The following is a 25,254-nucleotide window of genomic DNA, read 5'->3' as shown; positions in this document are numbered from 1 at the left end:
GCTCAGGCGCGGGTCATCCGCGCCGTCAGCCGCCGCGCAACCGGGGCCACGACCAGAACGGCCGGGTAGGCCAGCGCCCAGCTGGGCAGCCAGGCTCCGATCCAAAGCCCCATGAACCCCTCGACCGCGCCTGCCGCGCGGAAGGTAGCCACGCCCGAGACGAGGAAAGACATCAGCCCTGACAGGATCAGGCTGAAGACGAAATGTGCGTAGCGGGCGGGGATCATCGCGGGGCTCCTGACCTTTGCGGAAGGCCGGGTTATCGCGCATTCGCGCGTAAGCGTCCATCGCGGGCAGGGCACAGGCCCCTGTTCATCGGCGCGCAGATACGGCAATGCTGCGGGTGACTTCGTTCGCGTTCCCGCTAGAGTGGCCCCATGCCGCACGATCACGACCACCACGGTCATCATCACCACCATATCACCCCCGAGACGGGGGACCGGCAGGTTGCCTGGGCGGTGGCGATCAACGTCGGGCTAACCTTCGCGCAGGTCGCGGGCGGGCTGGTCGCCGGATCGGTCGCGCTGATTGCCGACGGGGTGCATAACTTCTCGGACGCGGCGGCGCTGGTGCTGGCCTTCGGGGCGCGCAGGCTGGCGCGGCGCGGCGCCGATGCCGCCATGAGCTTTGGCTGGGCGCGCGCGGAGGTTGTCGCGGCGCTGGTGAATTACGTAGCCCTGGTTATCCTGGCGATCTGGCTGATGGCCGAGGCGACGGGGCGCCTGCTGAACCCGCCCGGTGTCGATGGCTGGATCGTGGTCTGGCTGGCGGGGCTTGCGCTGGCAATCGACCTTGGCACGGCCGCACTGACCTGGCGGCTGTCGAAAGACAGCCTGAACATCCGCGCGGCCTTCCTGCACAACCTGGCCGACGCTGGGGCCTCGGTCGCGGTGATCGTGGGCGGCGTTCTGATCCTGCTCTACGACTGGCGCCTTGTGGACCCGCTCCTGACGATCGGAATTTCGCTCTTCATCCTGTGGCATGTGGCGGGCGACCTGCGTCCTGTGCTGCGCATCCTGATGCTTGGCGCCCCCGAACGGCGCGACGCGACCGAGGTCACCCGCCGCCTGACCGCGCTCGACGGTATCGAGAGCGTGCATCACGTTCACCTGTGGCAGATCGACGAAAAGCGCAGCTCGCTCGAGGCGCATCTGGTGCTGACAGAGGGTGCGGATTTCGCCGAGGTGATCGCGCGGGCCAAGCATATGCTGGCCGAGGAGATGGGCCTGACCCATGTCACGCTGGAGCCCGAAACGCCCGCGCGCGGCTGTGCGGATCACGAGGGCGCCTGTCCTAGCCCTTCGCCTTACTGAACCAGTCAAGCCCCTCGGCGGTATCGCCTGCCGGAAAATATTCGGCGCTGACATCGCCGCCATAGCCCTCGGCATCGAGCCGCGCGAAGAAGGCCGGGTAGTCGATCTCACCGCCCGTCGGTTCGTGCCGCCCCGGGTAGCCCGCGATCTGGATATGGGCCGCGCGCTGGCCGTATCGCTGCCAGGCGGTGCCTACATTGCCGATGATCCGATGAGCGTGGTAGGCATCGAATTGCAGATACAGGTTCGGCGCGCCGAGTTCATACAGGATCGCCTCGGCCTGCACGAAATCGTTCAGGAAATAGCCTGGCATGTCGATCGGGTTGATCGGCTCGATCGTCAGGCGTTGATCCGGCACCTGCGCGGCGGCCCATTCGAGATTGCGCAGATAGCATTCGCGCGCCTCGGGGCCCGAGGCCAGACCCGACATGATATGCAAAAGCCCCGCGCCAAGCACCTCGGCATAGTCCACGGCCTGTGCGAACTCGCGCCGGAAGCGGCCTTCCTGCCCCGGAATGGCCGCGCAGCCGCGCCCGCCATCGGCCCAGTCGGGGGCGGGGGTGTTGATCAGCACAAGGCGCAGGCTGGCCGCGTCAAGGCGGTCGCGCACGTCCTGCGCCGGGTGATCGTAGGGAAAGAGCGCCTCGACCGCGTCGAACCCCGCCGCGCGGGCGGCGGCGAAGCGATCCAGGAACGGCCGCTCGGTGAACAGGAATGTCAGGTTGGCGGCAAATCGCGGCACGTCACAGCTCGGCCATCGGGATCACCGGGAAGAACTGCCCGCCCGACCACAGGCCAAGCCAGTCCTGCCCCTCATGCGGGCCGGGAACGGCGATGTCGATCAGCCGGTAGAAGGTCTTGCGGTCGATCAGCGCCTCAAGCCCACGCCGGATATGGACATAGGGCGAGGGCTCGCCATCGGGGGCGCGCACCACGCGGATCGGGTTCTCGGCGCCTGCGGTGACGCTATCGCCGACATTGGTGGTGAAGGTCAGATCCTGCGCCTCGCCCGTGCCCGAAACGGTGCAATCGACCGCCACGAAGGGCGCATCGACAACGCGGATGCCCACCTTCTCGACCGGGGTCACAAGGAAATACTTGCCGTCCTCAAGCTTGAGGATCGAGGCGAACAGCTTGACCAGCGGTTGCCGCCCGATGGGTGTTCCAAGGTAGAACCATGTCCCGTCGCGGTGGATCTCCATATCCAGATCGCCGCAAAAGGGCGGGTTCCAAAGGTGCACCGGCGGCGGCCCCTTTTTCGTGGCCTTGCCCGCCGCCTGGGCGAGCCCTTCGGCCGATGGAGCTTTCACGGCATTTTGTGGGGGTTGATCGTCAGTCATGGTCGCTTTGCGTTTGGGTCCGGAACAAATATCTGTTTTCCTGACGATATAACCTGTGGGGAGCCTTTGTCATGTCCGAGCCTGCCGATCTTGTCGCTGAAATCGAGCGCCTGGGGGAAAAGCTCGGCCTAGCGCGGGCCTCGATCAACCGCCGCTTCATCGGGCAGGAGCGCGTGGTGGAACTCGTGCTTTCCGCACTTTTGTCGGGCGGGCACGCGCTTTTGGTGGGCTTGCCGGGTCTGGGCAAGACGCTGCTGGTCGATACGCTCTCAACCGTGATGGGGCTCAGCTCCAGCCGGATCCAGTTCACGCCTGACCTGATGCCCGCCGATATCCTCGGCTCGGAAGTGCTGGAAACAGCGGCCGACGGCAGCCGGGCGTTTCGCTTCATCCCCGGCCCGGTCTTTTGCCAGCTTCTGATGGCGGACGAAATCAACCGCGCCAGCCCGCGCACCCAGTCGGCGCTGCTGCAAGCCATGCAGGAAAAAGAGGTGACCGTCGCCGGGGTGCATCACCCGCTTGGCCGCCCGTTCCACGTGCTTGCCACGCAAAACCCGATCGAGCAGGAGGGCACCTATCCGCTGCCCGAGGCGCAGCTTGACCGTTTCCTCGTGCAGATCGACGTCGAGTATCCCGACCGCGCGACCGAGCGCGATATTCTTCTGGCAACCACCGGCGCCTCGATGGCCGAGGCTCATGCCGTCTTTACCCCTGATGAGTTGATCACCGCGCAGGAAATCGTGCGCCGGATGCCGGTGGGCGAGAGCGTGCTGGAGCTGATCCTCGATCTGGTCCGCGCCTGCCGCCCTGGCGAGGCCGAAAGCGCATCCATCGCCAACGAGGCGCTGGCTTGGGGGCCTGGGCCGCGCGCGGCTCAGGCGCTGATGCTGACCGCGCGGGCGCGCGCGCTGATCAATGGCCGCCTTGCCCCCTCGGTCGAGGATGTGCTGGCGATGGCGCGCCCGGTGCTGACGCATCGTATGGCACTGAATTTCGCTGCCCGCGCGCGGGGCGAAACCCTTGCCTCGGTCATTGCCAGCGTCGCCGCGCAGGTCTCGGGTCAGGCCGAGGCCGCCGAGTGACCGCCAAGCCCCAGACCGCGGCGCTTGAGTTGCGCCGCGCGGCCGAGGGCGCAGCCTCGGCCCTGCCGCCCTTGCTGGTGGCCGCCGAACAGCTTGCGGCGACGGTGCAGATGGGCGGGCATGGCCGCCGCCGCGTCGGCCCGGGCGAGGAGTTCTGGCAATACCGCCCCGCCCATTCGGGCGATGAGGCACGGCGGGTAGACTGGCGCCGCTCGGCCCGCTCGGATCAGCAATTCGTGCGCGAGCGGGAATGGCAACTAGCGCAATCGGTGCATCTTTGGGTCGATGACGCGGCTTCGATGCGGTTCAGCGGCGCGCCCGAGGGGGCGCGCTCGCGCCCCACGAAAGGCGCGCGGGCGCGACTGCTGGCGCTGGCGCTGGCGGTGTTGATGGTGCGTGCAGGCGAGCGCGTGGGCCTGACGGGCCCGCTCGCGCCGCCGCGCCCCGGCCGCGCGCAGCTGCAGACGCTGGCCGGGCTGCTGTCCGAAGATGCCTCCGCCGAGGATTATGGCGTGCCACAGGTCGCGGGCGTCGCGCCCTACGCCCGCGTGGCGATGCTGTCGGATTTCCTGGGCGATCTGGCCCCGCTTGAGGCCGCGCTGGCCGCGCTGGCCGATCGCGGCGTGTCGGGCGTGATGCTTCAGGTGCTCGACCCCGCCGAAGAAGAGTTTCCGTTCCATGGCCGCACCATTTTCGAAAGCATGGGCGGCAGCCTGAGCCACGAGACCCGCAAGGCTGACGATCTGCGCGCGCGCTATCTGGCGCGGCTCGCAGAGCGCCGCGACCGGCTGGAAGGTCTGGCCCGTGCGGCGGGCTGGCAGTTCGCGACGCATCACACCGGCCATCCCGCGCAGGTGCCGCTGCTGTGGCTTTGGGCCGCGCTTGAGCGGAGGCGCGGATGACCGTTTTCGGCCCCATCGGCTTTACCGCGCCTTGGCTTTTGCTGGGGCTGTCGGCCTTGCCGGTGCTGTGGTTCTTGCTGCGCGCCGTGCCCCCCGCGCCGATCCGCCGCCGCTTTCCCGGTGTCGCGCTGCTTCTGGGGCTGGCCGATGAAGAGGTGCAGGCCGAGCGCACGCCCTGGTGGCTTCTGGCGCTGCGGATGCTGGCGCTGGCGGCCGCGATTGTGGGCTTCGCCGGCCCGGTCTTGAACCCGGTCGTAAGCGTGCCGGGGCAGGGGCCGCTCTTGATTGTCGAGGATGGCTCCTGGGCCTCGGCACGCGACTGGTCGCGCCGGGTTGCGCGCATGAAAGAGGCGCTGAGTGAGGCCGAGGGTGCCGGTCGCCCGGCCGCGATCCTGATGCTCAGCGATCCGCCGCCGGGTCCGCAGCCCTTCGCGGCGCCGGGTGATCTGGTGCCGGGTCTTGCCGGGTTGAAGCCCGCCCCGTGGGAGCCGGGGGCCGATGTCCCGCCGCTGCCTGACGGGCGGTTTGAGACGCTCTGGCTGTCCGACGGCCTTGCGCGACCCGGCCGCGAGGCTCTGGCCGACGCCCTGCGCGCCCATGGCGCCCTGCGTGTGTGGCAGCCCGCCGTGCCGGTTCTGGCGCTTGGCGCGGCGCGGATTGTCGAGGCCGAGGTTCATGTGCCGGCGCTTGCCTCGGCGCCCGTGCCCTTCCCGGTCGAGGTGACGGCGGTCGGTCTCGACCCCGCCGGGATCGAGCGTGAACTGGCCCGGCAGGAGATCTCGCTGAGCGCCGCGACGCGGGCCGAGGCGATCTTCGACCTGCCGCCCGAGCTGCGCAATCGCGTGACGCGCTTCGAGGTCACGGCCCTGCGCAGCGCCGGGTCGGTCAGCCTGACCGACGATGCCGTCAAACGCCGCAAGGTCGCGCTGATCGGCGGCGCGCCCACGCGCGAAGGCCTCGCGCTGCTTTCGCCGCTGCACTACCTGCAACAGGCACTGGCGCCGAGCGCGGATCTGCTTGAAGGCACGCTTGACGATATCCTGATCGCCAAACCCGATGTGATCGTTCTGGCCGATGTGGCGACACTGGCCGAGCCCGACCGCCTTGCCGAATGGGTCGAGGAGGGCGGTCTGCTCTTGCGCTTTGCTGGCCCTCGGATGGCTGCAGCCGAAAGTGGCGACGATCCACTCTTGCCGGTGCGGCTGCGGGCGGGCGGGCGCTCGGTCGGTGGCACGATGAGCTGGGGCGAGCCGCGTCAGCTTGCGCCCTTCCCCGAGGCATCGCCCTTCTTCGGCCTGACGCCGCCCGACGATGTGACGGTGCGCGCACAGGTCATGGCCGAGCCCGGCCCCGAACTGGCTGAACGCACCATCGCCGCGCTTGCCGATGGCACGCCGCTTGTGACCCGCGCGCGTTTTGGACAGGGCGAGGTGGTGCTGTTCCACGTCTCGGCCAATGCGGAATGGTCGAGCCTGCCGCTCTCGGGTCTCTTCCCGCAGATGCTGGAGCGGCTGGCCATCTCGGCCCGTCCGGCGCAGCCGGGGCAGGCCGAGCTGGCCGGAACCACATGGCGTGCGGTCAAGCTGATCGACGCTTTCGGGCGGCTTGAGGGCGCCGAGGCAAGGTCGGGCATCCCCGGCGAGGATCTGGGCGAGGCGCTGGCGGGCGCCGGTGCCGGGCCAGCCCTGCCGCCGGGGCTTTACGCGGCCGAGGATCGCTCGGTCGCGCTGAATGCGTTGGCGCCCGGGCGGGAGCTTTCCCCTGCGCTCTGGCCGCTCGATGTGCCGGTCGAGGGGGGCGAGGCGCCGCGTGCCATGCCGCTCAAGGGCTGGCTGGTGCTGGCGGCGCTTGGGCTTCTGGCGCTGGATATCCTTGCAGCGCTTGCGGTCTCGGGGCGGCTGCGCGGGCCGCGCGTGGCGCGGGCAATGGTGGTTCTGCTGGCCCTTGGCCTTGGCATGATGCCCGGCACAGGCCTGCGCGCCGAGGAAACCACGATGGACCCCGAGCGCGCGATTGCGGCGGCCTCCAACGTCGTGCTTGCGCATATGCCCACAGGTGACCCCGAGGTGGACCGGATCGCGCTGGCGGGGCTGCAGGGGCTCTCAGACACGCTTTTTGCGCGCACTGCGGTCGAGCCATCGGAACCGATGACGCTGGATATCGAGCGCGACGATCTGGCGCTTTTCACGCTGATCTACTGGCCCGTCACCGCTGACCAGCCCGCGCCCTCGCCGCAGGCCTATGCCCGGCTGAACCGCTATCTGCGTGGCGGGGGGATGATCCTGTTCGACACGCGCGATGCCGATCTGTTGGGGGTCGGCTCTGCCTCGCCCGCAGCGCGGCGGTTGCAGGCGCTGGCCGCGCCGCTCGATATTCCGCCGCTCGAACCCGTTCCGAGCGATCATGTCCTGACGCGGACCTTCTACCTGCTGCAAACCTTCCCCGGCCGTTATGACGGCCCGATCTGGGTTGAGGCCGCACCTCCCGATGCCGAGCGCGCCGAGGGGATGCCGTTTCGCAACCTCAACGACGGGGTGACGCCGCTGGTGATCGGTGGCAATGACTGGGCCGCCGCTTGGGCCGAGGACGCGCGCGGCCTGCCGATGTTCCCGATCGGGCGGGGCTCGGCCGGGGATCGCCAGCGCGAGATCGCGCTGCGCTTCGGCGTCAACCTCGTGATGCATGTGCTGACCGGGAACTACAAATCCGACCAGGTCCATGTGCCTGCGCTGCTGGAAAGGCTTGGGCAATGAGCGGGCTTTCGGTCATCTTTGTGCCGCTTCTGCCCTGGGCGGTGCTTGGCGCGGGGGCGGGGCTGGCGGTTGCGATGCTGGCGCTCGCGCTCTGGCGTGGACTGCCCGGCTGGCCGCTGCGCGGGGTGGCGGCCATGGTGCTGCTGGCCGCGCTGTCGGGGCCGTCGCTGCAACGCGAAGAGACCGAGGCGCTGTCCGATATCGTGCTGCTTTTGGATGACCGCTCGGCCTCGCAGGGGCTTGGCGGGCGCGCTGCGCAGACCGACGCCGCCGTGGCGGCACTAGAGGCGCGCATTGGCGCCCTGCCGGGAACCGAGTTGCGCCGCGTCACAGTGCCCGATGGCGAGGAGAACAGCGGCACTCGGCTGGGTGCTGCACTTGCCGAGGCGCTGGCCGCCGAACCTCGCGCGCGGGTTGCCGGGGCGGTGGTGATCAGCGACGGGCAGGTGCATGACGCGCCCCTGATCCCCGAGCTTCCCGCGCCGCTGCACCTGCTTCTGACGGGCGCTCCGCAGGACTGGGACCGGAGGCTCGTGATCCAGACCGCGCCCGCCTTCGGCATCATCGGCGAGCCTGTCTCGATCCGCTTGCGCATCGAGGATGTCGGTGCCGTGCCTGCCGGAGTGGGCAGCCGCGCGAAAGTCTCGATCTCGATCGAGGGCGAGGAGCCGAATGAATACGAGGTCAGCGTCGGGCGCGATCTGGAACTGCCGCTGACCCTGCGCCATGGCGGGCAGAACGTCGTGCAATTCTCGGTCCTGCCGGTCGAGGGAGAGCTGACCACGCGCAACAATGACGCGGTGGTGCAGATCAACGGCGTGCGCGACCGGCTGCGGGTGCTGCTGGTCTCGGGCGAGCCCCACGCGGGCGAGCGCACCTGGCGCAACCTGCTCAAGTCCGACCCGGGCGTGGATCTGGTGCATTTCACCATCCTGCGCCCGCCCGAAAAGCAAGACGGCGTGCCGGTGGCCGAGCTGTCGCTGATCGCCTTCCCCACGCAAGAGCTGTTCATCGACAAGATCGACGAGTTCGACCTGATCATCTTCGACCGTTATGGCGAGCGGGGCATCCTGCCCTCGGCTTATTTCGAGAATATCCGCGACTATGTTCTCAAGGGCGGGGCGGTGCTGGTCGCTGCCGGCCCGGAATATGCGACGGTCGAGAGCCTGTGGCAGACCGATCTCGCCGATATCCTGCCCGCGCGTCCCACGGGCCGCGTGCTGGCCGAACCCTTCCTTCCGCGCCCGACCGAGCTTGGTCTGCGCCATCCGGTCACGGCTGGGCTTGAGGGCGCGCCGGGGCTGGAGGGCGACGATGGCCCGCATTGGGGGCGCTGGCTGCGCCAGATCGAGCTGAGCGACCCGACCGGCGAGGTCGTGATGCAAGGTGCGCGTGGTGCGCCGCTGCTGGTGCTGTCGCGTGCGGGCGAGGGGCGGCTGGCGCTTCTGGCCTCGGACCATGCATGGCTTTGGGATCGCGGCTATGAGGGGGGCGGGCCGCAGCTTGAGCTGCTGCGCCGCATCGCGCATTGGGAGATGAAGGAACCCGAGCTTGAGGAAGAGGCGCTTTTTGCTGAGGTCGAGCCGGGCAGCATGGCGCTGACCGTCGTGCGGCGCACGATGGAGGGGCAGGCCGATCCGGTGCAAGTAACGCTGCCGGATGGCTCAACCCGCGAGATCGCCTTGCAGGAAACCGCGCCGGGGCGCTTCACCGCGCGATGGGTGGCCCCCGAGGCGGGGCTTTACCGGCTGGCGCAGGGCGATCTGGAGCGGGTGGCGGCCCTCGGCCCGGCAAGCCCGCGCGAATATGAAGAGCCGATCGCTTCGCCCGAGCCATTGGCGGCGGCGCTTGTCGCCTCGGGGGGCGCTGTGACGCGGCTGTCCGATGGTATTCCCGCGGTGCGGACGGTGCGCGAAGGGCGCCCCTCGGCCGGGCGCGGCTGGATCGGCATTACCCCGCGCGGGGCGGCGGCGACCACCGATATTCGCGTCGTGCCGCTGCTGCCCGCTTGGGCCTGGCTTGCGATAGCGGCGCTGCTTAGCGTTGCGGCCTGGCTGCGTGAGGGGCGAGGCCGGACCCGCGCTTAAACCGGCGGGTTTTCCAGCAGCGCCTTGCGCGCGGTCGAGGCGAATTCGCGCCGCCACAGCATTGCCGTGGTGAACAGTGCCGCCGCGATCAGCGCCCAGGGCCCGAGCAGCCAGGCCAGCGACGCCAGCGCGAAATAGACCGCACGCAGGCCGCGGTTGAAGCTTTTGGCGGCGTTGATGTTGAGCCGAGCGGCCTGCTCGGCGCGCGGATAGGCCAGCGGGTCTTCGGGGTCATTGGGCACGGCGGCCATGGCAATCGCGGCATAGCTAAACAGCCGGTGCGACCAGACGAACTTCAGGAAGGCATTCGCGCCGAAGAGCACGGCGGTCAGGATGCGGCTTTCCCACAGCAGGCGCGGCCCGCTGCTCAGCGCGAATTCCTCTGCCAGATCGGTCAGTTGCTCGGGGTTGCCGATCAGCGCCAGCCCGCCGCCGATAGCAATCAGCGCGGTCGAGGCGAAGAAGGTCGTGGATTGCCGCAACCCGTCCACCATGGCGCTGTCGAAGATGCGCGGCTGGCGCGTCACCAGCTGGCGCATCCACTCGCGCCGGTAGCCCTCCATCAGCTTGCCGACCGAGGGGCGATGCGGCGCCGAACGCTCGGTCACCCAGCCGATCCAGAGCCAAGATCCGACCAGCAGCCCCAGGGCGGCAAGGTCGAGAGGCCCGAGCGGGCCGATATGCAGCAGATTTTCCATGCGCAGAGCTTAGCGGGCAGACTCAATGCTTGCCAGATAGCAAAATTGGTTATATTTTTTTACCGGACGGAGGAGGTTGCTCATGGATATGCCCATTCCCAGCCGGCGCGTTCTGGACCGCAAGGCGGCGATTGTCGCGCGGCTGCGCGCAGCGCTTCCCGCAGATGCGGTGATCGACGATCCCGCCGAGACGCGCGCCTATGAATGCGATGCGCTGTCGGCTTATCGCTGCCAGCCCATGGCGGTGGTCTTGCCGCGCACGACCGAAGAGGTCGCCGCCGCGCTGAAGATCTGTGCGGCCGAGGGCGTGCCGGTCGTGCCGCGCGGCGCCGGGACCAGTCTGGCGGGGGGCTCGATGCCCTCAGAGGATTCGGTGGTGCTGGGGCTGGCGCGGATGAACCAGGTGCTTGAGGTCGACTACGACAACCGCTTCGTGCGGGTCGAGGCGGGGCGCACGAACCTCTCGGTCACCGGCGCGATCGAGGCCGATGGCTGGTTCTACGCGCCCGACCCCTCAAGCCAGCTCGCCTGCGCGATCGCGGGCAATATCGGGATGAACTCGGGCGGGGCGCATTGCCTGAAATACGGAGTGACGACGAATAACCTGCTGGGCGTCAAGCTGGTGACGATGGCGGGTGAGGTGGTCGAGATCGGCGGGCCTTATTGCGATGCCGCGGGGCTGGATCTGCTGGGGCTGATCTGCGGCTCGGAAGGGCAGTTGGGTGTCGTGACCGAGGCCACATTGCGCATCCTGCCCAAGCCCGAGGGTGCGCGCCCGGTGTTGATCGGGTTTTCGTCGAACGAGATCGCAGGAGCCTGTGTGGCCGACATCATCCGCGCGGGTGTGCTGCCGGTGGCCATCGAGTTCATGGACCGCCCCTGCATCGTCGCGACCGAGGCCTTCTGTCACGCGGGCTACCCCAATTGCGAGGCGCTGCTGATCGTCGAGTGCGAGGGCTCTGAGGCCGAGATCGCCGAGCAGTTGGGCCTGATCCGTCAGATCGCGATGCGCCATGACCCGGTCGAGTTCCGCGAGGCGCAGAGCGAGGACGAGGCCAAGCGCATCTGGCTGGGACGCAAGTCGGCCTTCGGCGCGATGGGGCAGATCGGGGATTACATGTGTCTGGACGGCACGATCCCCGTCTCGGCCCTGCCGCAGGTGTTGCGGCGGATTGGCGAGCTGTCGGCGGAGTACGGGCTGGAGGTGGCTAACGTCTTCCATGCCGGGGATGGAAACATGCATCCGCTGATTCTTTATAACGCCAACGAACCCGGCCAGCAGGAGCAATGCGAGCGCTTGGGTGCCGAGATCCTGAAGGCCTGTGTCGAGGCGGGCGGGTGCCTGACAGGCGAGCATGGCGTGGGCATCGAGAAGCGCGACCTGATGGAGGTGCAGTTCGACGCGCCCGATCTGGAGGCGCAGATGTGCGTCAAGGACGTGTTCGATCCGGGTTGGTTGCTGAACGCTGCCAAGGTGTTCCCGCTGCATGTAAGTGCCGGGCGGCGTGCCGGTTGAGAGTGCCGGGGGCTGTCTGCCCCCGGACCCCCGAGGATATTTGAACCACATTGAAGGCAGGGCAGGATGAAGGTTGAGAGCGAGGGGCAACTGGCCGAGGCGATCCGTGCGGCCACGGGCCCGCTGGATATTGTGGGTGGTGGAACGCGACCGGTGGGGCGCGGTGCGGGCGAGGTTCTGGAGGTCGGGATCTCGGGGATTTCGCTTTACGAGCCCGGGGCCCTGACGCTGGTGGTCGGGGCGGGGACGCCCTTGGCCGAGGTTGAGGCAGCGATTGCCGCGGAGGGGCAGCGGCTGCCCTTCGAGCCTGCGCGGTGGGGCGCGTTGCTGGGCGCATCCGGCGAGAGCACCATCGGCGGTGTGGTGGCGGCGAATGTTTCGGGGCCGCGGCGGGTGCAGGCGGGGGCTTGCCGCGACAGTCTGATCGGGGTGCGTTACGTCGATGGGGCGGGCACCGTGGTGAAGAACGGCGGGCGGGTGATGAAGAATGTCACCGGCTATGATCTGGTGAAGCTGATGGCCGGAAGCTGGGGCACCTTGGGGGTGCTGAGCAAGGTCGCCTTCAAGCTGCTGCCCGCGGCGCCTGCGCAGGCGAGCGTGGTGATGGATATTCCCGCGGGTGAGGCGGTGGCGGCGCTGTCGCGCGCGCTTGGCTCGCCCTACGACGTGTCGGGTGCGGGGTGGTTGCCGGGGCTGGGTGCTGTCGTTCGGGTCGAGGGGTTGGCGGAATCGGTCGCCTATCGCGCGGAGCGGCTGGCCGCGTTGCTGGCGCCCTATGGTGCGCGGATCGAGCGTGATGGGAGTGCCGCGATTTGGGCTGATCTGGCCGAGGTCCGGCCTTTCCATGGGCGTTCGGGCGATCTGTGGCGGTTCTCAATCAAGCCCTCCGAGGCGCCGGGGGTGATCGCGCGGCTTGGCGGCGAGGTCGTGCTGGACTGGGGCGGCGGGTTGATCTGGGCCTTGGTGCCCGAGGGCACCGATGTTCGCGCGAAAGCCGCGCCCTATAGCGGCCATGCGATTTGCCTGCGCGGTCAGGCTGCGGCCTTTGAGCCGGAGGCCGCGCCCGTTGCCGCGCTCTCGCGCGGGTTGCGTGCGCGCTTTGATCCGCGCGGTATCCTCAACCCCGGAAGGATGGGCTGATGCAGACGAATTTCACCGCTGAGCAGCTGACCGATCCGGGCATCGCGCGCGCCAATGAGATCCTGCGATCCTGCGTGCATTGCGGGTTTTGCACCGCCACTTGCCCGTCTTATCAGGTCTTGGGGGATGAACTCGACAGCCCGCGCGGGCGGATCTACCTGATCAAGGATATGCTTGAGGCCGGACGACCCGCCGACGCGAAGACAGTCAAGCATATCGACCGCTGCCTGAGCTGTCTGGCCTGCATGAGCACCTGCCCCTCGGGGGTGCATTACATGCATCTGATCGACCATGCGCGCGCCCATGTCGAGAAGACCTACAAGCGCCCGCTGTTCGACCGGCTGCTGCGCTGGACGCTGGCGAAGATCGTGCCCTATCCGGGGCGGTTCCGGCTGGCGATGCTGGGCGCCAAGATCGCCAAGCCCTTCGCGGGGCTGCTGCCCGATGCGCGGCTGCGCGCGATGATTTCCATGGCCCCGAAAGAGATCCCTCCGGTTAGCCGCAACGATGATCCGCAGACCTTCCCGGCGATGGGAGAGCGGCGCTATCGTGTGGCCTTGCAGATCGGCTGCGCACAGCGGGCGCTGAACACCGATATCAACGATGCGACGATCCGCCTGCTGCGCCGTCTGGGCTGCGATGTGGTGATCCCGAAGAACCTCGGCTGCTGCGGGGCACTGACGCATCACATGGGTCGCGAGGGGGAAAGCCACAATCAGGCCGCACGCAACATCCGCGCCTATCTGGGCGAGGGCGAGCTGGACGCGATCGTCATCAACACCTCGGGCTGCGGCACGACCGTCAAGGATTACGGTCATATGTTCCGCAACGATCCGATGGCCGCTGACGCCGCCAAGGTCTCGGGGCTGACCTGCGATATCAGCGAGTTTCTCCAGCGCATCGGCCTGCCCGAGGGCGCGCCCAAGGATCTGCGCGTGGCCTATCACGCGGCCTGCTCGCTGCAACACGGTCAGCAGGTCAAGACCGCGCCCAAGGATCTGCTGAAACGCGTGGGTTTCACCGTGGTCGAACCCGCCGACAGTCATCTGTGCTGCGGCTCGGCCGGCACCTACAATCTGCTCCAGCCCGAGATTTCGGCCGAACTCAAGCGGCGCAAGGTCGCCACGCTGGAGGCCAAGGCGCCGCAGGTCATCGCGGCGGGCAATATCGGCTGCATGATCCAGATCGGCTCTGGCACCGGGGTGCCGGTGGTGCATACGGTCGAGCTGCTCGATTGGGCCACAGGCGGGCCAAAGCCGCGCGCGCTGGCCGATTTGCCTTAATCTCGCCCAAGGGGCGGTCTAGAAAGGGTCAACCCACGAGGCACCCATGCTCCGACTGATCCTGGCCATCTTGCTGCTTGCCGCGCCCGCCCGGGCCGAGCCGAGTGCGCTGCAAAGCCTGACCACCGGCTCGGACAGCCGTGGCTGGGAGGCGGTCGGGCGGCTCGATTTCGGCGGGACGGGGTTTTGCACCGGAACGTTGATCGCGCCGGATCTGGTGCTGACTGCGGCGCATTGCCTGTTCGACAGCCACACCGGGCAGATGATCTCCGCCGATGAGATCGAGTTCCGGGCGGGTCTGCGCAACGGGCGCGCGGTCGCCTATCGCGGTGCGCGGCGGGCGGTTGCGCATCCCTCTTACCTCTACCAGGGGCCAGACCGTTTCGACCGCGTCGCCTGGGATCTGGCGCTGGTCGAGCTGGACCAGCCGATCCGTCTGCCGCAGTTGCAACCCTTCGCGATCGACACCCCTCCGCACCGGGGTGAGGATGTGGGCGTTGTGTCCTACGCCCACGACCGGGCCGAGGCGCCTTCGCTGCAAAAGCTTTGCAAGGTGCTCGACCGGCCCGACGATGTCGTGCTGATGGATTGCTCGATCGACTTCGGATCTTCGGGTGCTCCGGTCTTTGCGCTGCGCGACGGGGTGATGCGGATCGTCTCGGTCATCTCGGCCAAGGCGCGTCTGAATGACCGGCCGGTTTCTCTGGGCACGCTGGTCAGTCGCGTGGCCGACATCGAGGCGGTGATGGCCAATCGCGCGCCTGCCACGCGCTCGCTTGCGACGCGTAGCGACGGGGCCAAGTTCCTGCGGCCCTGAGGGTCTTGAAACCACGTTTCCCCTTCCCCAGATCAGTCTGACCGAGGCGCCGCAAGGGCCTTGGATGAACCGCCCGTCCCGATGCGGAGGGCTAGACGACATCGCTCAGTTGAGGATGAGACCATGCGTAGTTTTGACTTTTCGCCGCTTTACCGTGCCACCGTCGGCTTCGACCGTGTGGCTGACATGATGGATCGTGTGCTTTCGGCTGAGGTGGCCCAGCCGACCTATCCCCCCTACAATATCGAGAAAACCGACGAGAACGCCTATCGCATCTCGATCGCCGTCGCGGGCTTCGGCTCGGATGAGCTGAACGTGGAACTGCGGGAAGGCGCGCTGATCGTTTCCGGCAAGAAGGCCGAGGAAGAGGCCGCCCGTACCTACCTGCACCGCGGGATCGCCACCCGCGCGTTTGAGCGCCGCTTCGCGCTGGCCGATCATATGAAGGTCACCGGAGCGAGCCATGCCGACGGGATGCTGCATATCGAGCTGGTGCGCGAGGTGCCCGAGGCGCTGAAACCCCGCCGGATCGAGATTGCCGGGCCGAACACCGTCGAGGCCAAGGCCGTCGAGACGCTGGAGGCCTAAGCGCTCTTCACATCCCTTCAGGCGCGCGGGCAGGGGCCTGCGCGCCTTTTCATTTATGCGTCTCTGCCAGATCGTCGCGCGCCACCGCGACCGATTTTAGGATCGCATGGCAGGGCACGCCGGGCGCCAGCCCAAGCGCCGTGACCGAGCGTTGGGTGAGGCGCGCAAGGATCGCCTCGTCGCCCATGCGCAGTTGAACCCAGGCGCGCTGGCCGCTGTCGGTTTCGATCTTCTCGACCCGTCCGGGCAGGATGTTGAGGGCCGAGAGGCCCTGTGGCGCCTCGCGCGCAAGGATCACGTCGCTGGCGTGGATGCGGATGCGCAGCTCGGCCCCCACCGGCGCGGGTTGCGAGACCCAGACAGTTCCGGTTGCCGTTTGCAGCCGTGTCAGCCCGTCGGCATCGGTTCCCAGAACGCGGGCGCGCAGCAGGGCGCCGGCCTCTTGCGCGCCGAACTGTGCGGCAAGCGCGGGGTCTGCCAGAACATCCTCGGCCCGGCCCGAGGCCAGGATGCGGCCTTCCCCCAGCACCACCAGCGTATCGGCAAGGCGGGCGACCTCGGCCACCGAATGGCTGACGTAGAGAATGGGCAGACCCGCATCGCGCAACCGCTCGACGAAGGGCAGGATCTCGGCCCGGCGCGGGGCGTCGAGGGCGGCCAGCGGCTCGTCCATCAGCAGCAGGCGCGGTTTGGACAGCAGGGCGCGGCCAATGGCAACGCGCGCCTTTTCGCCGCCCGAGAGCGCGCCGGGGCGGCGCTCAAGCAGCGCGCCGATGCCAAGCATCTCGACGACACGGTCGAAGGCGGGGCCCGTGGCGCCGCGCGGGGCAAAGCGCGCGCCGAACAACAGGTTCGCGCGCACGTCCAGATGCGGAAAGAGCCGCGCGTCCTGAAAAACGTAACCGATGCGGCGGCGGTTCGGCGGCAGGCAAATCCCGGCGGCGGTATTGAGCAAGACCTCGCCCTGCGCCACCACCCGCCCCGCATCGGGGCGCATCAACCCGGCGACCGTATTCACGACCGTCGTCTTGCCGCTGCCCGAGGCGCCAAACAGCGCCGTGACCCCGGCAGGCGCGGTGAAGGCCGCATCCAGTGCGAAGCTGCCGAAATCATGGCGCAGCGAGACCTCCAGCATCACGCCCCCCTGATCCGCGCGGCGACGCGGCGCGCGATGAACTCGGACAGCAGTACCGCGCCGATGGCGACGATGACCGAGATCAGTGCCAAGCGCCCGGCGAGCGCGCTTTGACCGGGCAGTTGCAGCGCAGTGTAGATCGCCAAGGGCAGGGTCTGCGTCTGCCCGGGAATGTTCGACACGAAGGTGATGGTGGCGCCGAACTCGCCCATCGCCTTGGCGAAGGCCAGCACCGCGCCCGCGATCACGCCGGGCAGGATCAGCGGCAGGGTCACGCTGCGAAAGACCGCAAGGCGTGAGGCGCCAAGGGTGCTTGCCGCCTCTTCAAGCCTGGGGTCCACGGCCTCGATCGCCAATCGCATGGCGCGCACCATCAGCGGAAAGCCCATGACCGCTGCCGCCAGCGCAGCCCCTGTCCAGCGAAAGGCGAAGACCAGCCCGAAGGCCTGTTCAAGAAAGGCGCCCACCGGCCCTTTGCGCCCGAAGGCCAGCAGCAGGAAATAGCCGGTGACCACCGGCGGCAGGATCAGCGGCAGATGCACCAGCGCATTCAGCAGCCACAGCCCCGGCCAGCGCCCCCGCGCCAGCACCATCGCCACCGCCAGCCCGACTGGCAGCGAGGTCAGCACCGCCACCCCCGCCACACGCAGCGAGAGCATCAGGGCCGTGGCTTCTTCGGGCGTCAGTCCGGTCATGGGGCGGGGATCACCGTAAAGCCCTGCGCGGCGAAGATACCGGACGCCTGCGCGGAGCCGAGGAAGGCCAGAAACGCATCGGCTGCATCGGCATTCGGGGCATCCTGCATCCGCGCGGCGGGGTAGACGATGGGCGGGTGGCTGTCAGAGGGGAACTCTGCGGCGATATGCACGCGCGGCTCTGCCGCCGCGTCGGTGGCATAAACGATCCCGAACGGCGCCTCGCCCGTGGCCACCAGCGCCAGGGCCGCGCGCACGTTGTCAGTCTGCGCGACCTGCGGGGCGAGGGCCTGCCACAGCCCCAGATGCTCCAATGCTGCCTTACCGTATTGCCCGGCCGGGACGGCCTCGACGAGGCCCATGGCCAGATACTCGGTCCCAAGCCGGTCGGGCAGGTCTGCCAGTGCGACCGATCCCGGCGCCGAGGCGATCAGCACCAGCCGGTTTCCCAGCAGATCGCGGCGCGAGCCCTCGGCCAGTGCGCCCGCAGCCTGAAGGCTGTCCATCCACTGGGTCGAGGCCGAGATATACAGATCCGCGGGCGCCCCGGCCGCGATCTGCTGTGCCAGCTTGGCGCTGCCGCCATAGGCAAGGGTCGCGGTATGGCCGGTCTCGGAGTGCCACTCCTGCGCGATCTCATCGAGTGCGGTCTGCATCGAGGCTGCCGCGAAGACCAGAACCTCATCGGCCCGGGCGGCAATCGGGGTCAGTGTCAGGGCAAGGATGGGCAGAAAGCGCATGGGTTTCCGGCTCGATATGTTTCGTCGGACATAACAGTGCGGCGCGCGGTGGCGCAAGCTTTATTTCCCATCGGACATATCGCACCGAACCAAGGCACCAATCGTCGCCAACTCATCCGCGCCCGCCTCGCGCAGCTTGGCCTCGAGCGCGCGATAGGCCGCAAGCACTGTCTGCCCCACCTCGGTCAGTGCCGCGCCGCCGCCCTTCGCGCCACCGCGCGCGCTTTCGACAAGCGGCTCGGCAAAGCCCGCGTTCATCGCCTCGACCAGCATCCAGGCGCGTTTGTAGCTCATGCCCATGCGCCGCCCGGCGGCCGAGATCGAGCCTTCCTCGGCGATCCCCGCAAGCAGGTCTGCCTTACCCGGGCCAAGCATCAGTTCGCCAAAATAAAGCCGCAGCATCAATCGGGTCGGGGTCATCGGGGCCTCCATCGCAGGGCGCCATCCTGTCGGTTGGGCGCGGGCTTGGCAAGATCGCGGCCCCTTGCGCATCCCGCGCCCATACGGCAGCTTGAGCGCGATCCTCGGGGGAACCATGCGTCTATCCATTGCCTTTCTCGTGGCTGGCTATGTGCTCAGCCAATTCTACCGTGCGTGTCTTGCGGTCCTGACGCCCGTTCTCAAGGCCGAGCTGGGGGCAAGTGCGGGTGATCTCGCCGTCTCCTTGGGGCTTTGGTATGTGGCCTTCGGGCTTATGCAGATCCCGGTCGGCGAGGCGCTGGACCGGATCGGGCCGCGTCGGACGGTGGGCGCGCTGCTCGCGCTTGGCGGCGGTGGTGGGGCGGCTGCCTTCGCCATGGCAGGCGGGCCATGGGGTATCCACATCGCGATGATCCTGATCGGGATCGGCTGCTCGCCGGTGCTGATGGGGTCGTATTACATCTTCGCACGCAGCTTCCCGCCTGCGGCCTTCGGCTTTCTCGCGGGGGCGGTGATCGGCGTGGGCAGCCTTGGCAATCTCGCCGGCGCCGCGCCGCTGGCGGCCACGGTCGAGGTCATCGGCTGGCGCGCGACGCTTTGGGCGCTAACGGGCATCACGCTGGCCGTGGCGGCGGCGATCCTTGTCTTCACCCGCGACCCCGAGCGGCTGACGCAGCCTGCAGGCAAGCGCGGCTCGGTTCTGGATATCCTGCGGCTGCCGGGGCTGTGGCTACTCTTGCCGCTGACGGCGGCGAATTACACTGCGGCGGCGGGTATCCGCGGACTTTGGGCTGGGCCGTATCTGACCTCGGTACATGGCGCGGATGCGGCGCTGATCGGCAATGTGACGCTGGTGATGGGGCTTGCGATGATCGCGGGTAATTTCGCCTATGGCCCTGCCGACCGTCTGCTGGGCAGCCACAAGCGAGTTGTGCTGGCGGGCAACGTCGTGCTCGCGATCGCGCTGGCGGCGCTTTGGCTGATGCCGGGGGCAGGCCTGTGGACGGTGACGGCGATGCTGGCGGCCGTGGGCTTCTTCGGCGCCTCCTTCCCGGCGATCATGGCGCATGGGCGCGCCTTCTTCCCGCCGCATCTGGTCGGGCGCGGGGTGACGCTGCTCAATATGTTCTCGATCACCGGGGTCGCGCTGGCGCAGTTCGGCTCGCGTCCGGTCTATGAATATGCGGCGGGCGCGGGCTCGCCCCAGACCGCCTATGCGACGCTGTTCCTGTTCTTCCTTGTGCCGGTGGTCATCGGCCTGTGCTTCTACCTCTTCACCCGAGACAACCCGGCCGAGACAGTCTAGAACGCTGCAATGCAGATACCCAAGCCCGATCAGATCGAAGTCATCGCCCCGAACCTCAAGCGTCGCCTGTCGGGGGTGACGGCGACGATTGTACGGCTGGTTCCGATCCAGGCGCGGGACATCGGGATCGTCGCGACTGGGCCGGGGCTGCCGCCCTCAGTGCCACATGTGCCGCTCTGGCGGCTACCGCTTCTGCCGCGTAGGCGTCAGGTCTGGCACGCGCGTCGCAACACCGAGATGTTGCTGGGTCTGTTCCTGAAGACAGTCTTCCGTATGCCGCTAAGGCTGCTTTTCACCTCCGCGAGCCAGCGCAAGCATACAGGCTACACCAAATGGCTGATCTCGAAGATGGATATGGTGGTTGCGACCTCGTCGAGGACAGCAAGCTATCTGGAGCGCCCCTGCCGGGCCATCCTGCACGGAATCGATACCGGGGCTTTTTCCCCGCCCGATGATCGCGCGGCGCTACGAACGTCTCTTGGCGTGCCGAACGGCGTCTTGGTGGGTTGCTATGGCCGTATTCGCGCACAGAAGGGCACAGATGCCTTCGTCGATGCGATGATCTCGATCCTGCCCGACCGGCCGGGGGTTACCGCACTGGTGATGGGGCGCGCCACCGAAAGCCACGGTGCCTTTCTTGAGGGGCTGAGGGCAAAGGTTCACGATGCAGGTCTGGCGGGGCGCATCCGCTTCCTGCCCGAAGTCACCGTGGATCGCATGGCGGATTGGTATCGTGTTCTCGATCTCTACGTCGCGCCGCAGCGTTGGGAAGGATTTGGTTTGACGCCCGTCGAAGCGATGGCCTGCGGGGTGCCGGTCGTCGCGACACGTGTCGGCGCGTTCGAGGAAATCGTCACGCCGCAAACCGGGGCGCTCGTTGCTCCTGACGATATTCCGGCGCTTGCGACGGCGACGGCGGCGTTCCTCGACGACCCGGCTCGCCTTTCGGCGGCCTCTGAAGCGGCGCGGCTGAGGGTCGAGGAGAGCTTCCGTATCGAAGCCGAAGCCGCCGCCCTGATCGCCATCTACCGCGAGATGCTGGCGTGAGCTGGCTGCCGTTCCTGCTCGCACGCACCCTGCGGCGCGAGACCCCTCTTGCGACGTTTTCGGTCGCGCAGTCGGACCTTCTGGCCGCGCTGGCGGGCAAGCGCGTCGCGCTGATCGGCAATGCTCGCGCCTTGGCCGAGACCGATTTCGGCGCCGAGATCGACAGCGCCGATCTTGTCATCCGCATCAACCGCGCACCGATGCCGTCCGCGCGCAGCCATGGCACGCGGACCGATTGGCTCGCACTGGCTACACGCCTCAGCGCCGAAGACCGCACTCGGATCGGCCCTGCCCGCTATTTGTGGATGAGTCCCAAGCGTAAGCGGCTGGATTGGGAGACCGCGACAAGCCCCGGCTTCTACCTTTATCCGCTTACCGATTACACGCGTCTCCACGCAGCGCTTGGCGCCCCGCCCACGACTGGCGCGATGATGATCGACCTGATCGCGCGCAGCGACATGGCCTCGCTGACGCTTTACGGCTTCGACTTCTTTGCCTCGCTCTCGCTGTCGGGGCGGCGCACGGCCGAACAGGTGCCGCATGACTTCACCTCGGAAGCCGATTGGGCCGCTGATCTGATGGCGCGTGATTCCCGCATCACATTGCGGAAATCGTGACGAATCCCTTTCCAAATCTCCCAATCTTCGTTAAGCGGCCTCGTTCTTTTGAGCAAGGAGGTCCTGATGGGCTACAAAGTCGTCGTCGCCGGCGCCACGGGGAACGTGGGCCGCGAAATGCTGAACATCCTGGCCGAGCGCCAGTTTCCTACCGATGAGGTTGTTGCTCTGGCTTCGCGCCGGAGCCTCGGCACTGAGGTCAGCTATGGCGACAAGACCCTGAAGACTAAGGATATCGAAGGCTTCGATTTCTCGGGCTACGATATCGCTCTCTTTGCTATCGGCTCGGAGGCGACGAAGAAATACGCCCCCATCGCCGCGTCGCAGGGCTGCGTCGTCATCGACAACTCGTCGCTCTACCGCTACGACCCCGAGATCCCGCTGGTCGTGCCGGAAGTGAACCCCGAGGCCGTCGAGCAATACGGCAAGAAAAACATCATCGCGAACCCGAACTGCTCGACCGCGCAGCTCGTCGTGGCGCTCAAGCCCCTGCATGACCGCGCGCGCATCAAGCGCGTCGTCGTCTCGACCTACCAGTCGGTGTCGGGCGCAGGCAAGGAAGGCATGGACGAGCTGTGGGAGCAGACCAAGGCTGTCTACAACCCGACCGCCGAAGTGCCGCCGAAGAAGTTCACCAAGGAGATCGCATTCAACGTGATCCCGCATATCGACGTCTTCCTCGACGACGGTTCCACCAAGGAAGAGTGGAAGATGACCGCCGAGACCAAGAAGATCCTCGATCCCTCGATCAAGCTGACCGCGACCTGCGTGCGCGTGCCGGTTTTCGTGGGCCACTCGGAAGCGGTGAACATCGAGTTCGAAGAGTTCCTCGACGAAGACGAGGCCCGTGACATCCTGCGCGAGGCGCCGGGCATCATGGTCGTCGATAAGCGCGAAGCGGGCGGCTACATCTCGCCCAAGGAATGCGTGGGCGACTACGCGACCTTCATCTCGCGTATCCGTCAGGACTCGACCATCGAGAACGGCATCAACCTGTGGTGCGTGTCGGACAACCTGCGCAAGGGCGCGGCGCTGAACGCTGTGCAGATCGCGGAAACGCTCGGCAACCGCTGCCTCAAGAAAGGCTGATCGCCGCGCGATCCGCTGACCCAAACGTGAGGGCGCCGTGATCGGCGCCCTCTTGCTTTTGTGCCGCCCCCCGGTGACCCTGCGCGCAGATATTCCGGGAGGCCCCGCATGAAATTTTCGCTTATCACCACTTTGATGCTGGCTGCCGCGCCCTCGGCGCTTCTGGCGGCTCCGATCGAACATCCCGCCCGCGTCGATGCCGTGACCCTGTTCCCCTGGGGCGCGCAGGTCAGCCGCAGCGTGGCCGTGGCGGAGGGTGAAACCGAGGTGCTGGTGCCGAACCTGCCCGACGGCACTGACGTTGCCTCGTTGCGCGTCAGCGGTGCGGGGGTGCGGATCGGCGCTGTCACCCTGATCGACGAGCGTCAGCCAGCAAGCGACGCGGTCACCTCGCCCGAGATCGAGGCCGCACGCGCCGAGGTCGAGCGGCTGGAGGCTGCGCTGGCCGCGGGCGAGGACGCCGTGGCCGCGATCCGGGCGCAGGCGTTGGCGGCTCAGGCGCGAGTTGCGTTCCTGAACAGGCTCGACACCTCCAACACTCCGCCCGATCAGGTCGCAACCCTTGCCGCGACCGTGGCCGAGGGCGTGCTGGAGGCCTCGCGTCAGGCACTGGTCGCCGAGGCCGAGGCGCGCGCCGCCGATCTGGCCCTGCGCCCCGACCGCGAGGCGCTGGAGCAAGCCCGCAAGGCGCTGGCGGCGCTGGAGCACCCCGCGCGAGACAGCGATGCCGTGCTGATGCAGGTCAGCGGCGCCGGGACGGTGACGATCACCACCTTCGTTTCCGATGCCGGCTGGCAGCCCGCCTATGACGTGCGTCTGGATCGCGCGCAGGGCGTGCTTTCGCTCGATCGTCTCGTGTCGGTGCATCAGGCCAGCGGCGAGGATTGGAGCGGCGTCGCCCTGACGCTTTCCACCGCGCGCCCGTCCGAGCGCAGCGCGCCCTCGGAACTCTGGCCCGAGTTCCTGCGCTTTGGCCCGCCCGATGAGCCGGTGTTGATGGCCAAGGCCGAGCGCGGCTATGCGATGGAGGCCGCGCCCGCGCCGGAGGCCGACGCGGCGCTGGTCGGGGCAGGCGCGCTTGAGATGGTCGGCGAGACGGTTACCTACCGCTATGACGGCGCGGTCGATATCCGCGATGGCGTCGAGGATCTGCGGTTGCAGCTCGACCGGCTGGACCTGCGCGCTGAGGTGCTGGCCGAGGCGGTGCCGATGCTCGACCCCACAGCCTATCGCATCGCCGAGGCGCGCAACGACAGCGGGCAGGTGCTGCTGCCGGGCCCGGCGACGCTGTGGCTCGATGGCGCGGTCATCGGCGCCAGTCAACTGCCGCTGGTGGCGGCGGGCGCCGAGCTGCGCCTTGGCTTTGGTGCCATCGACGGAATGCAACTGCGCCGCATCGTCGAGCAGGCACAGGAGGGCGACCGCGGGGTGATCTCAAAGTCGAACGAACGCAGCGAGACGGTTCGCATCGAGGTCGAGAACCTGACCGGCGAGGCTTGGCCGGTGCGCCTGATCGACCGCGTGCCCTATGGCGAACAGGAAGATCTGGAGATCGGCTACACCGCAACGCCGAAGGCCACCGAGGAAAATTACGACGACAAGCGCGGCCTGCTGGCCTGGCGCTTCGATCTGGGCGCTGGGGCCAAGCAGACGGTCGATCTGGAAACCACGATCCGCTGGCCTGCGGGTCAGGTGCTGCGCTGAAACGAAACGGCCCCGCATTGACGGGGCCGTTGCTTCTCAGAGCTCTTCGAAAGTGCCCTGATCTGGCAGGAACTGGCTCAGGCTGCCTCCGCCGATGTCGTGCCAGAGGCCATGCAGCGTCATGTCGCCAGCCTCAAGCGCGGCCTGCACGAAGGGGAAGGTCATCAGGTTCTCAAGGCTGATGACGACCGCCTGTTTTTCCAGCGCATTGACCTGGTCTGCCTCGGGCAGTTCCTTGACGCGCTCGAAGCCTGGGCGCAGCAGGTTCAGCCAGGCGCCCACGAACGAGGTCTTCTCCTCAAGCTCGGGGGCCTTGCCGGTGCACATCGCATGGCAGCCTGCGACGCCGCCGCATTGCGAATGGCCCAGAACGATCAGGTGCGAGACCTTGAGCGCCCGCACTGCATATTCGACCGCAGCCGAGGTGCCGTGGTGGTCGCCGTCCGGGTTATAGGGCGGCACGAGGTTCGCGATGTTGCGGTGTAGGAAGAACTCGCCCGAGTCCGCGCCGAAGATCGAGGTGACATGAACGCGCGAGTCGCAGCAGGAAATCACCATGGCGCGGGGGCGCTGCCCGTCTTCTGCCAGACGGCGATACCAAGAGCGGTTCTCGCTGTAGGTGGTGGCTTTCCACCCTTGAAAACGCTGAACGAGGTAGTTGGGCAGTGGCCGCACGTGTTCCTTCATTTTCGTCCCTTTCCGATAGCTGCCGTTACATAGGGGCGGGCATCTTGATTTTCGAGAGGTTTCTTGCGCGGTTCAATCATTTCTTATGAGCGAAGGCGCAGTTGGGTATGCGGCGGCCCCCTTGCAGAGATGCACTGGTGTATTGCGTGCACCCTCGCCTCGATAAAACCGGCATAGTGCGGTATGATCCCCTGCGCGCCTGTGTGCTCGGATCGAGCAGTGGGCGAGGGCTTGGGCCTTGCGGCTGGTGATGCCCGCGCTAGGGTGACCCAAAGGCTGCCTTTGCCGGAGACCC

General features: G+C 67.6%; 24 protein-coding genes. 15 read left to right on the top strand and 9 right to left on the bottom strand.

What is annotated here, in order from left to right; translation table 11 throughout:
• Nucleotides 1-2 precede the first annotated feature (2 nt).
• A complete protein-coding gene (locus LZA78_RS08310) occupies nt 3-227 on the bottom strand; it encodes a DUF2798 domain-containing protein (protein WP_233676471.1) in 225 nt (74 codons plus the stop codon).
• Between the two features lie 150 nt (nt 228-377).
• Between LZA78_RS08310 and LZA78_RS08305 the strand changes: the two genes are divergently transcribed.
• Nucleotides 378-1,313 (top strand): cation diffusion facilitator family transporter, encoded by a 936-nt coding sequence (locus LZA78_RS08305; RefSeq protein ID WP_233676470.1) that lies wholly within the window; start codon nt 378-380, stop codon nt 1,311-1,313.
• Here the strand turns inward: LZA78_RS08305 and LZA78_RS08300 are convergent.
• Together LZA78_RS08300 and LZA78_RS08295 are read right to left on the bottom strand one after the other, a co-directional pair.
• Nucleotides 1,294-2,055 (bottom strand): hydroxypyruvate isomerase family protein, encoded by a 762-nt coding sequence (locus LZA78_RS08300; protein ID WP_233676469.1) that lies wholly within the window; start codon nt 2,053-2,055, stop codon nt 1,294-1,296. The genes LZA78_RS08305 and LZA78_RS08300 overlap by 20 nt on opposite strands.
• A 1-nt stretch (nt 2,056) precedes the next feature.
• Nucleotides 2,057-2,653, bottom strand: a complete 597-nt coding sequence (locus LZA78_RS08295; protein ID WP_233676468.1) for a DUF1285 domain-containing protein — start codon at nt 2,651-2,653, stop codon at nt 2,057-2,059.
• A 71-nt stretch (nt 2,654-2,724) separates the two neighbouring features.
• On the opposite strand from LZA78_RS08295, the gene LZA78_RS08290 reads away from it, so the two are divergent.
• Genes LZA78_RS08290 through LZA78_RS08275 form a run of 4 tightly spaced genes read left to right on the top strand, consistent with a single transcriptional unit; the run spans nt 2,725 to nt 9,477 of the window.
• Nucleotides 2,725-3,735 carry an AAA family ATPase gene (locus tag LZA78_RS08290; protein ID WP_233676467.1) on the top strand — a complete coding sequence of 337 codons (1,011 nt, stop codon included), beginning with the start codon at nt 2,725-2,727 and terminating at the stop codon, nt 3,733-3,735.
• Nucleotides 3,732-4,637 (top strand): DUF58 domain-containing protein, encoded by a 906-nt coding sequence (locus LZA78_RS08285; protein WP_438811064.1) that lies wholly within the window; start codon nt 3,732-3,734, stop codon nt 4,635-4,637. The genes LZA78_RS08290 and LZA78_RS08285 overlap by 4 nt, the downstream gene beginning before the upstream one ends.
• Nucleotides 4,634-7,390 carry a DUF4159 domain-containing protein gene (locus tag LZA78_RS08280; protein WP_233676466.1) on the top strand — a complete coding sequence of 919 codons (2,757 nt, stop codon included), beginning with the start codon at nt 4,634-4,636 and terminating at the stop codon, nt 7,388-7,390. Before LZA78_RS08285 ends, LZA78_RS08280 begins: the two co-directional genes overlap by 4 nt.
• Nucleotides 7,387-9,477 carry a hypothetical protein gene (locus LZA78_RS08275; RefSeq protein WP_233676465.1) on the top strand — a complete coding sequence of 697 codons (2,091 nt, stop codon included), beginning with the start codon at nt 7,387-7,389 and terminating at the stop codon, nt 9,475-9,477. Before LZA78_RS08280 ends, LZA78_RS08275 begins: the two co-directional genes overlap by 4 nt.
• On the opposite strand, the gene LZA78_RS08270 is transcribed toward LZA78_RS08275, so the two are convergent.
• Complete coding sequence (locus tag LZA78_RS08270) at nt 9,474-10,175, bottom strand: DUF599 domain-containing protein (RefSeq protein ID WP_233676464.1); 702 nt, start codon at nt 10,173-10,175, stop codon at nt 9,474-9,476. The genes LZA78_RS08275 and LZA78_RS08270 overlap by 4 nt on opposite strands.
• A gap of 82 nt (nt 10,176-10,257) precedes the next feature.
• Between LZA78_RS08270 and LZA78_RS08265 the strand changes: the two genes are divergently transcribed.
• The 5 genes from LZA78_RS08265 to LZA78_RS08245 all read left to right on the top strand — a co-directional run bounded on the left by LZA78_RS08265 (nt 10,258) and on the right by LZA78_RS08245 (nt 15,519).
• Nucleotides 10,258-11,691 carry an FAD-linked oxidase C-terminal domain-containing protein gene (locus tag LZA78_RS08265; RefSeq protein WP_233676463.1) on the top strand — a complete coding sequence of 478 codons (1,434 nt, stop codon included), beginning with the start codon at nt 10,258-10,260 and terminating at the stop codon, nt 11,689-11,691.
• Between the two features lie 66 nt (nt 11,692-11,757).
• Nucleotides 11,758-12,831, top strand: a complete 1,074-nt coding sequence (locus LZA78_RS08260) for an FAD-binding protein (protein ID WP_233676462.1) — start codon at nt 11,758-11,760, stop codon at nt 12,829-12,831.
• Entirely contained in the window at nt 12,831-14,114 is a 1,284-nt protein-coding gene (glcF, locus tag LZA78_RS08255; RefSeq protein WP_233676461.1) for a glycolate oxidase subunit GlcF, read from the top strand. The genes LZA78_RS08260 and glcF overlap by 1 nt, the downstream gene beginning before the upstream one ends.
• Before the next feature lie 46 nt (nt 14,115-14,160).
• Nucleotides 14,161-14,931 carry a trypsin-like serine peptidase gene (locus tag LZA78_RS08250; protein WP_233676460.1) on the top strand — a complete coding sequence of 257 codons (771 nt, stop codon included), beginning with the start codon at nt 14,161-14,163 and terminating at the stop codon, nt 14,929-14,931.
• A gap of 123 nt (nt 14,932-15,054) precedes the next feature.
• On the top strand, nt 15,055-15,519 hold the full coding sequence (locus tag LZA78_RS08245; RefSeq protein WP_233676459.1) for an Hsp20 family protein: 465 nt from the start codon (nt 15,055-15,057) through the stop codon (nt 15,517-15,519).
• A 49-nt stretch (nt 15,520-15,568) separates the two neighbouring features.
• On the opposite strand, the gene modC is transcribed toward LZA78_RS08245, so the two are convergent.
• Genes modC through LZA78_RS08225 form a run of 4 tightly spaced genes read right to left on the bottom strand, consistent with a single transcriptional unit; the run spans nt 15,569 to nt 18,509 of the window.
• On the bottom strand, nt 15,569-16,657 hold the full coding sequence (modC, locus tag LZA78_RS08240) for a molybdenum ABC transporter ATP-binding protein (RefSeq protein ID WP_233676458.1): 1,089 nt from the start codon (nt 16,655-16,657) through the stop codon (nt 15,569-15,571).
• Nucleotides 16,654-17,349, bottom strand: a complete 696-nt coding sequence (gene modB, locus LZA78_RS08235) for a molybdate ABC transporter permease subunit (RefSeq protein ID WP_233676457.1) — start codon at nt 17,347-17,349, stop codon at nt 16,654-16,656. The genes modC and modB overlap by 4 nt, the downstream gene beginning before the upstream one ends.
• A complete protein-coding gene (gene modA / locus LZA78_RS08230) occupies nt 17,346-18,089 on the bottom strand; it encodes a molybdate ABC transporter substrate-binding protein (RefSeq protein WP_233676456.1) in 744 nt (247 codons plus the stop codon). The genes modB and modA overlap by 4 nt, the downstream gene beginning before the upstream one ends.
• A 60-nt stretch (nt 18,090-18,149) precedes the next feature.
• Nucleotides 18,150-18,509 (bottom strand): winged helix-turn-helix domain-containing protein, encoded by a 360-nt coding sequence (locus tag LZA78_RS08225; RefSeq protein ID WP_233676455.1) that lies wholly within the window; start codon nt 18,507-18,509, stop codon nt 18,150-18,152.
• Nucleotides 18,510-18,624: 115 nt separating this feature from the next.
• On the opposite strand from LZA78_RS08225, the gene LZA78_RS08220 reads away from it, so the two are divergent.
• From LZA78_RS08220 to LZA78_RS08200, 5 genes are all read left to right on the top strand, one after another.
• Nucleotides 18,625-19,815 carry an MFS transporter gene (locus LZA78_RS08220; protein WP_233676454.1) on the top strand — a complete coding sequence of 397 codons (1,191 nt, stop codon included), beginning with the start codon at nt 18,625-18,627 and terminating at the stop codon, nt 19,813-19,815.
• Between the two features lie 9 nt (nt 19,816-19,824).
• The gene (locus LZA78_RS08215; protein ID WP_233676453.1) at nt 19,825-20,862 is read left to right on the top strand and encodes a glycosyltransferase family 4 protein; all 1,038 of its coding nucleotides are present in this window, start codon (nt 19,825-19,827) and stop codon (nt 20,860-20,862) included.
• Entirely contained in the window at nt 20,859-21,479 is a 621-nt protein-coding gene (locus tag LZA78_RS08210) for a glycosyltransferase family 29 protein (protein WP_233676452.1), read from the top strand. The genes LZA78_RS08215 and LZA78_RS08210 overlap by 4 nt, the downstream gene beginning before the upstream one ends.
• Before the next feature lie 66 nt (nt 21,480-21,545).
• Complete coding sequence (locus LZA78_RS08205; RefSeq protein WP_233676451.1) at nt 21,546-22,568, top strand: aspartate-semialdehyde dehydrogenase; 1,023 nt, start codon at nt 21,546-21,548, stop codon at nt 22,566-22,568.
• A gap of 108 nt (nt 22,569-22,676) precedes the next feature.
• Complete coding sequence (locus tag LZA78_RS08200; protein ID WP_233676450.1) at nt 22,677-24,272, top strand: DUF4139 domain-containing protein; 1,596 nt, start codon at nt 22,677-22,679, stop codon at nt 24,270-24,272.
• Between the two features lie 36 nt (nt 24,273-24,308).
• Here the strand turns inward: LZA78_RS08200 and LZA78_RS08195 are convergent, their stop codons facing one another.
• Nucleotides 24,309-24,959 (bottom strand): carbonic anhydrase, encoded by a 651-nt coding sequence (locus LZA78_RS08195; protein WP_233676449.1) that lies wholly within the window; start codon nt 24,957-24,959, stop codon nt 24,309-24,311.
• Nucleotides 24,960-25,254 lie beyond the last annotated feature (295 nt).

The sequence above is a fragment of the Rhodobacter flavimaris genome (assembly GCF_021378075.1).
Classification (GTDB): domain Bacteria; phylum Pseudomonadota; class Alphaproteobacteria; order Rhodobacterales; family Rhodobacteraceae; genus Rhodobacter; species Rhodobacter flavimaris.
This window is presented reverse-complemented; position numbering and strand designations above follow the sequence as displayed.

Coding starts and splice junctions, on each gene's coding strand:
- LZA78_RS08310 (WP_233676471.1), bottom strand. CDS start 227: ATGATCCCCGCCCGCTACGCACATTTCGTCTTCAGCCTGATCCTGTCA.
- LZA78_RS08305 (WP_233676470.1), top strand. CDS start 378: ATGCCGCACGATCACGACCACCACGGTCATCATCACCACCATATCACC.
- LZA78_RS08295 (WP_233676468.1), bottom strand. CDS start 2,653: ATGACTGACGATCAACCCCCACAAAATGCCGTGAAAGCTCCATCGGCC.
- LZA78_RS08290 (WP_233676467.1), top strand. CDS start 2,725: ATGTCCGAGCCTGCCGATCTTGTCGCTGAAATCGAGCGCCTGGGGGAA.
- LZA78_RS08280 (WP_233676466.1), top strand. CDS start 4,634: ATGACCGTTTTCGGCCCCATCGGCTTTACCGCGCCTTGGCTTTTGCTG.
- LZA78_RS08275 (WP_233676465.1), top strand. CDS start 7,387: ATGAGCGGGCTTTCGGTCATCTTTGTGCCGCTTCTGCCCTGGGCGGTG.
- LZA78_RS08270 (WP_233676464.1), bottom strand. CDS start 10,175: ATGGAAAATCTGCTGCATATCGGCCCGCTCGGGCCTCTCGACCTTGCC.
- LZA78_RS08265 (WP_233676463.1), top strand. CDS start 10,258: ATGGATATGCCCATTCCCAGCCGGCGCGTTCTGGACCGCAAGGCGGCG.
- LZA78_RS08260 (WP_233676462.1), top strand. CDS start 11,758: ATGAAGGTTGAGAGCGAGGGGCAACTGGCCGAGGCGATCCGTGCGGCC.
- glcF (WP_233676461.1), top strand. CDS start 12,831: ATGCAGACGAATTTCACCGCTGAGCAGCTGACCGATCCGGGCATCGCG.
- LZA78_RS08250 (WP_233676460.1), top strand. CDS start 14,161: ATGCTCCGACTGATCCTGGCCATCTTGCTGCTTGCCGCGCCCGCCCGG.
- LZA78_RS08245 (WP_233676459.1), top strand. CDS start 15,055: ATGCGTAGTTTTGACTTTTCGCCGCTTTACCGTGCCACCGTCGGCTTC.
- modB (WP_233676457.1), bottom strand. CDS start 17,349: ATGACCGGACTGACGCCCGAAGAAGCCACGGCCCTGATGCTCTCGCTG.
- modA (WP_233676456.1), bottom strand. CDS start 18,089: ATGCGCTTTCTGCCCATCCTTGCCCTGACACTGACCCCGATTGCCGCC.
- LZA78_RS08225 (WP_233676455.1), bottom strand. CDS start 18,509: ATGACCCCGACCCGATTGATGCTGCGGCTTTATTTTGGCGAACTGATG.
- LZA78_RS08220 (WP_233676454.1), top strand. CDS start 18,625: ATGCGTCTATCCATTGCCTTTCTCGTGGCTGGCTATGTGCTCAGCCAA.
- LZA78_RS08215 (WP_233676453.1), top strand. CDS start 19,825: ATGCAGATACCCAAGCCCGATCAGATCGAAGTCATCGCCCCGAACCTC.
- LZA78_RS08205 (WP_233676451.1), top strand. CDS start 21,546: ATGGGCTACAAAGTCGTCGTCGCCGGCGCCACGGGGAACGTGGGCCGC.
- LZA78_RS08200 (WP_233676450.1), top strand. CDS start 22,677: ATGAAATTTTCGCTTATCACCACTTTGATGCTGGCTGCCGCGCCCTCG.
- LZA78_RS08195 (WP_233676449.1), bottom strand. CDS start 24,959: ATGAAGGAACACGTGCGGCCACTGCCCAACTACCTCGTTCAGCGTTTT.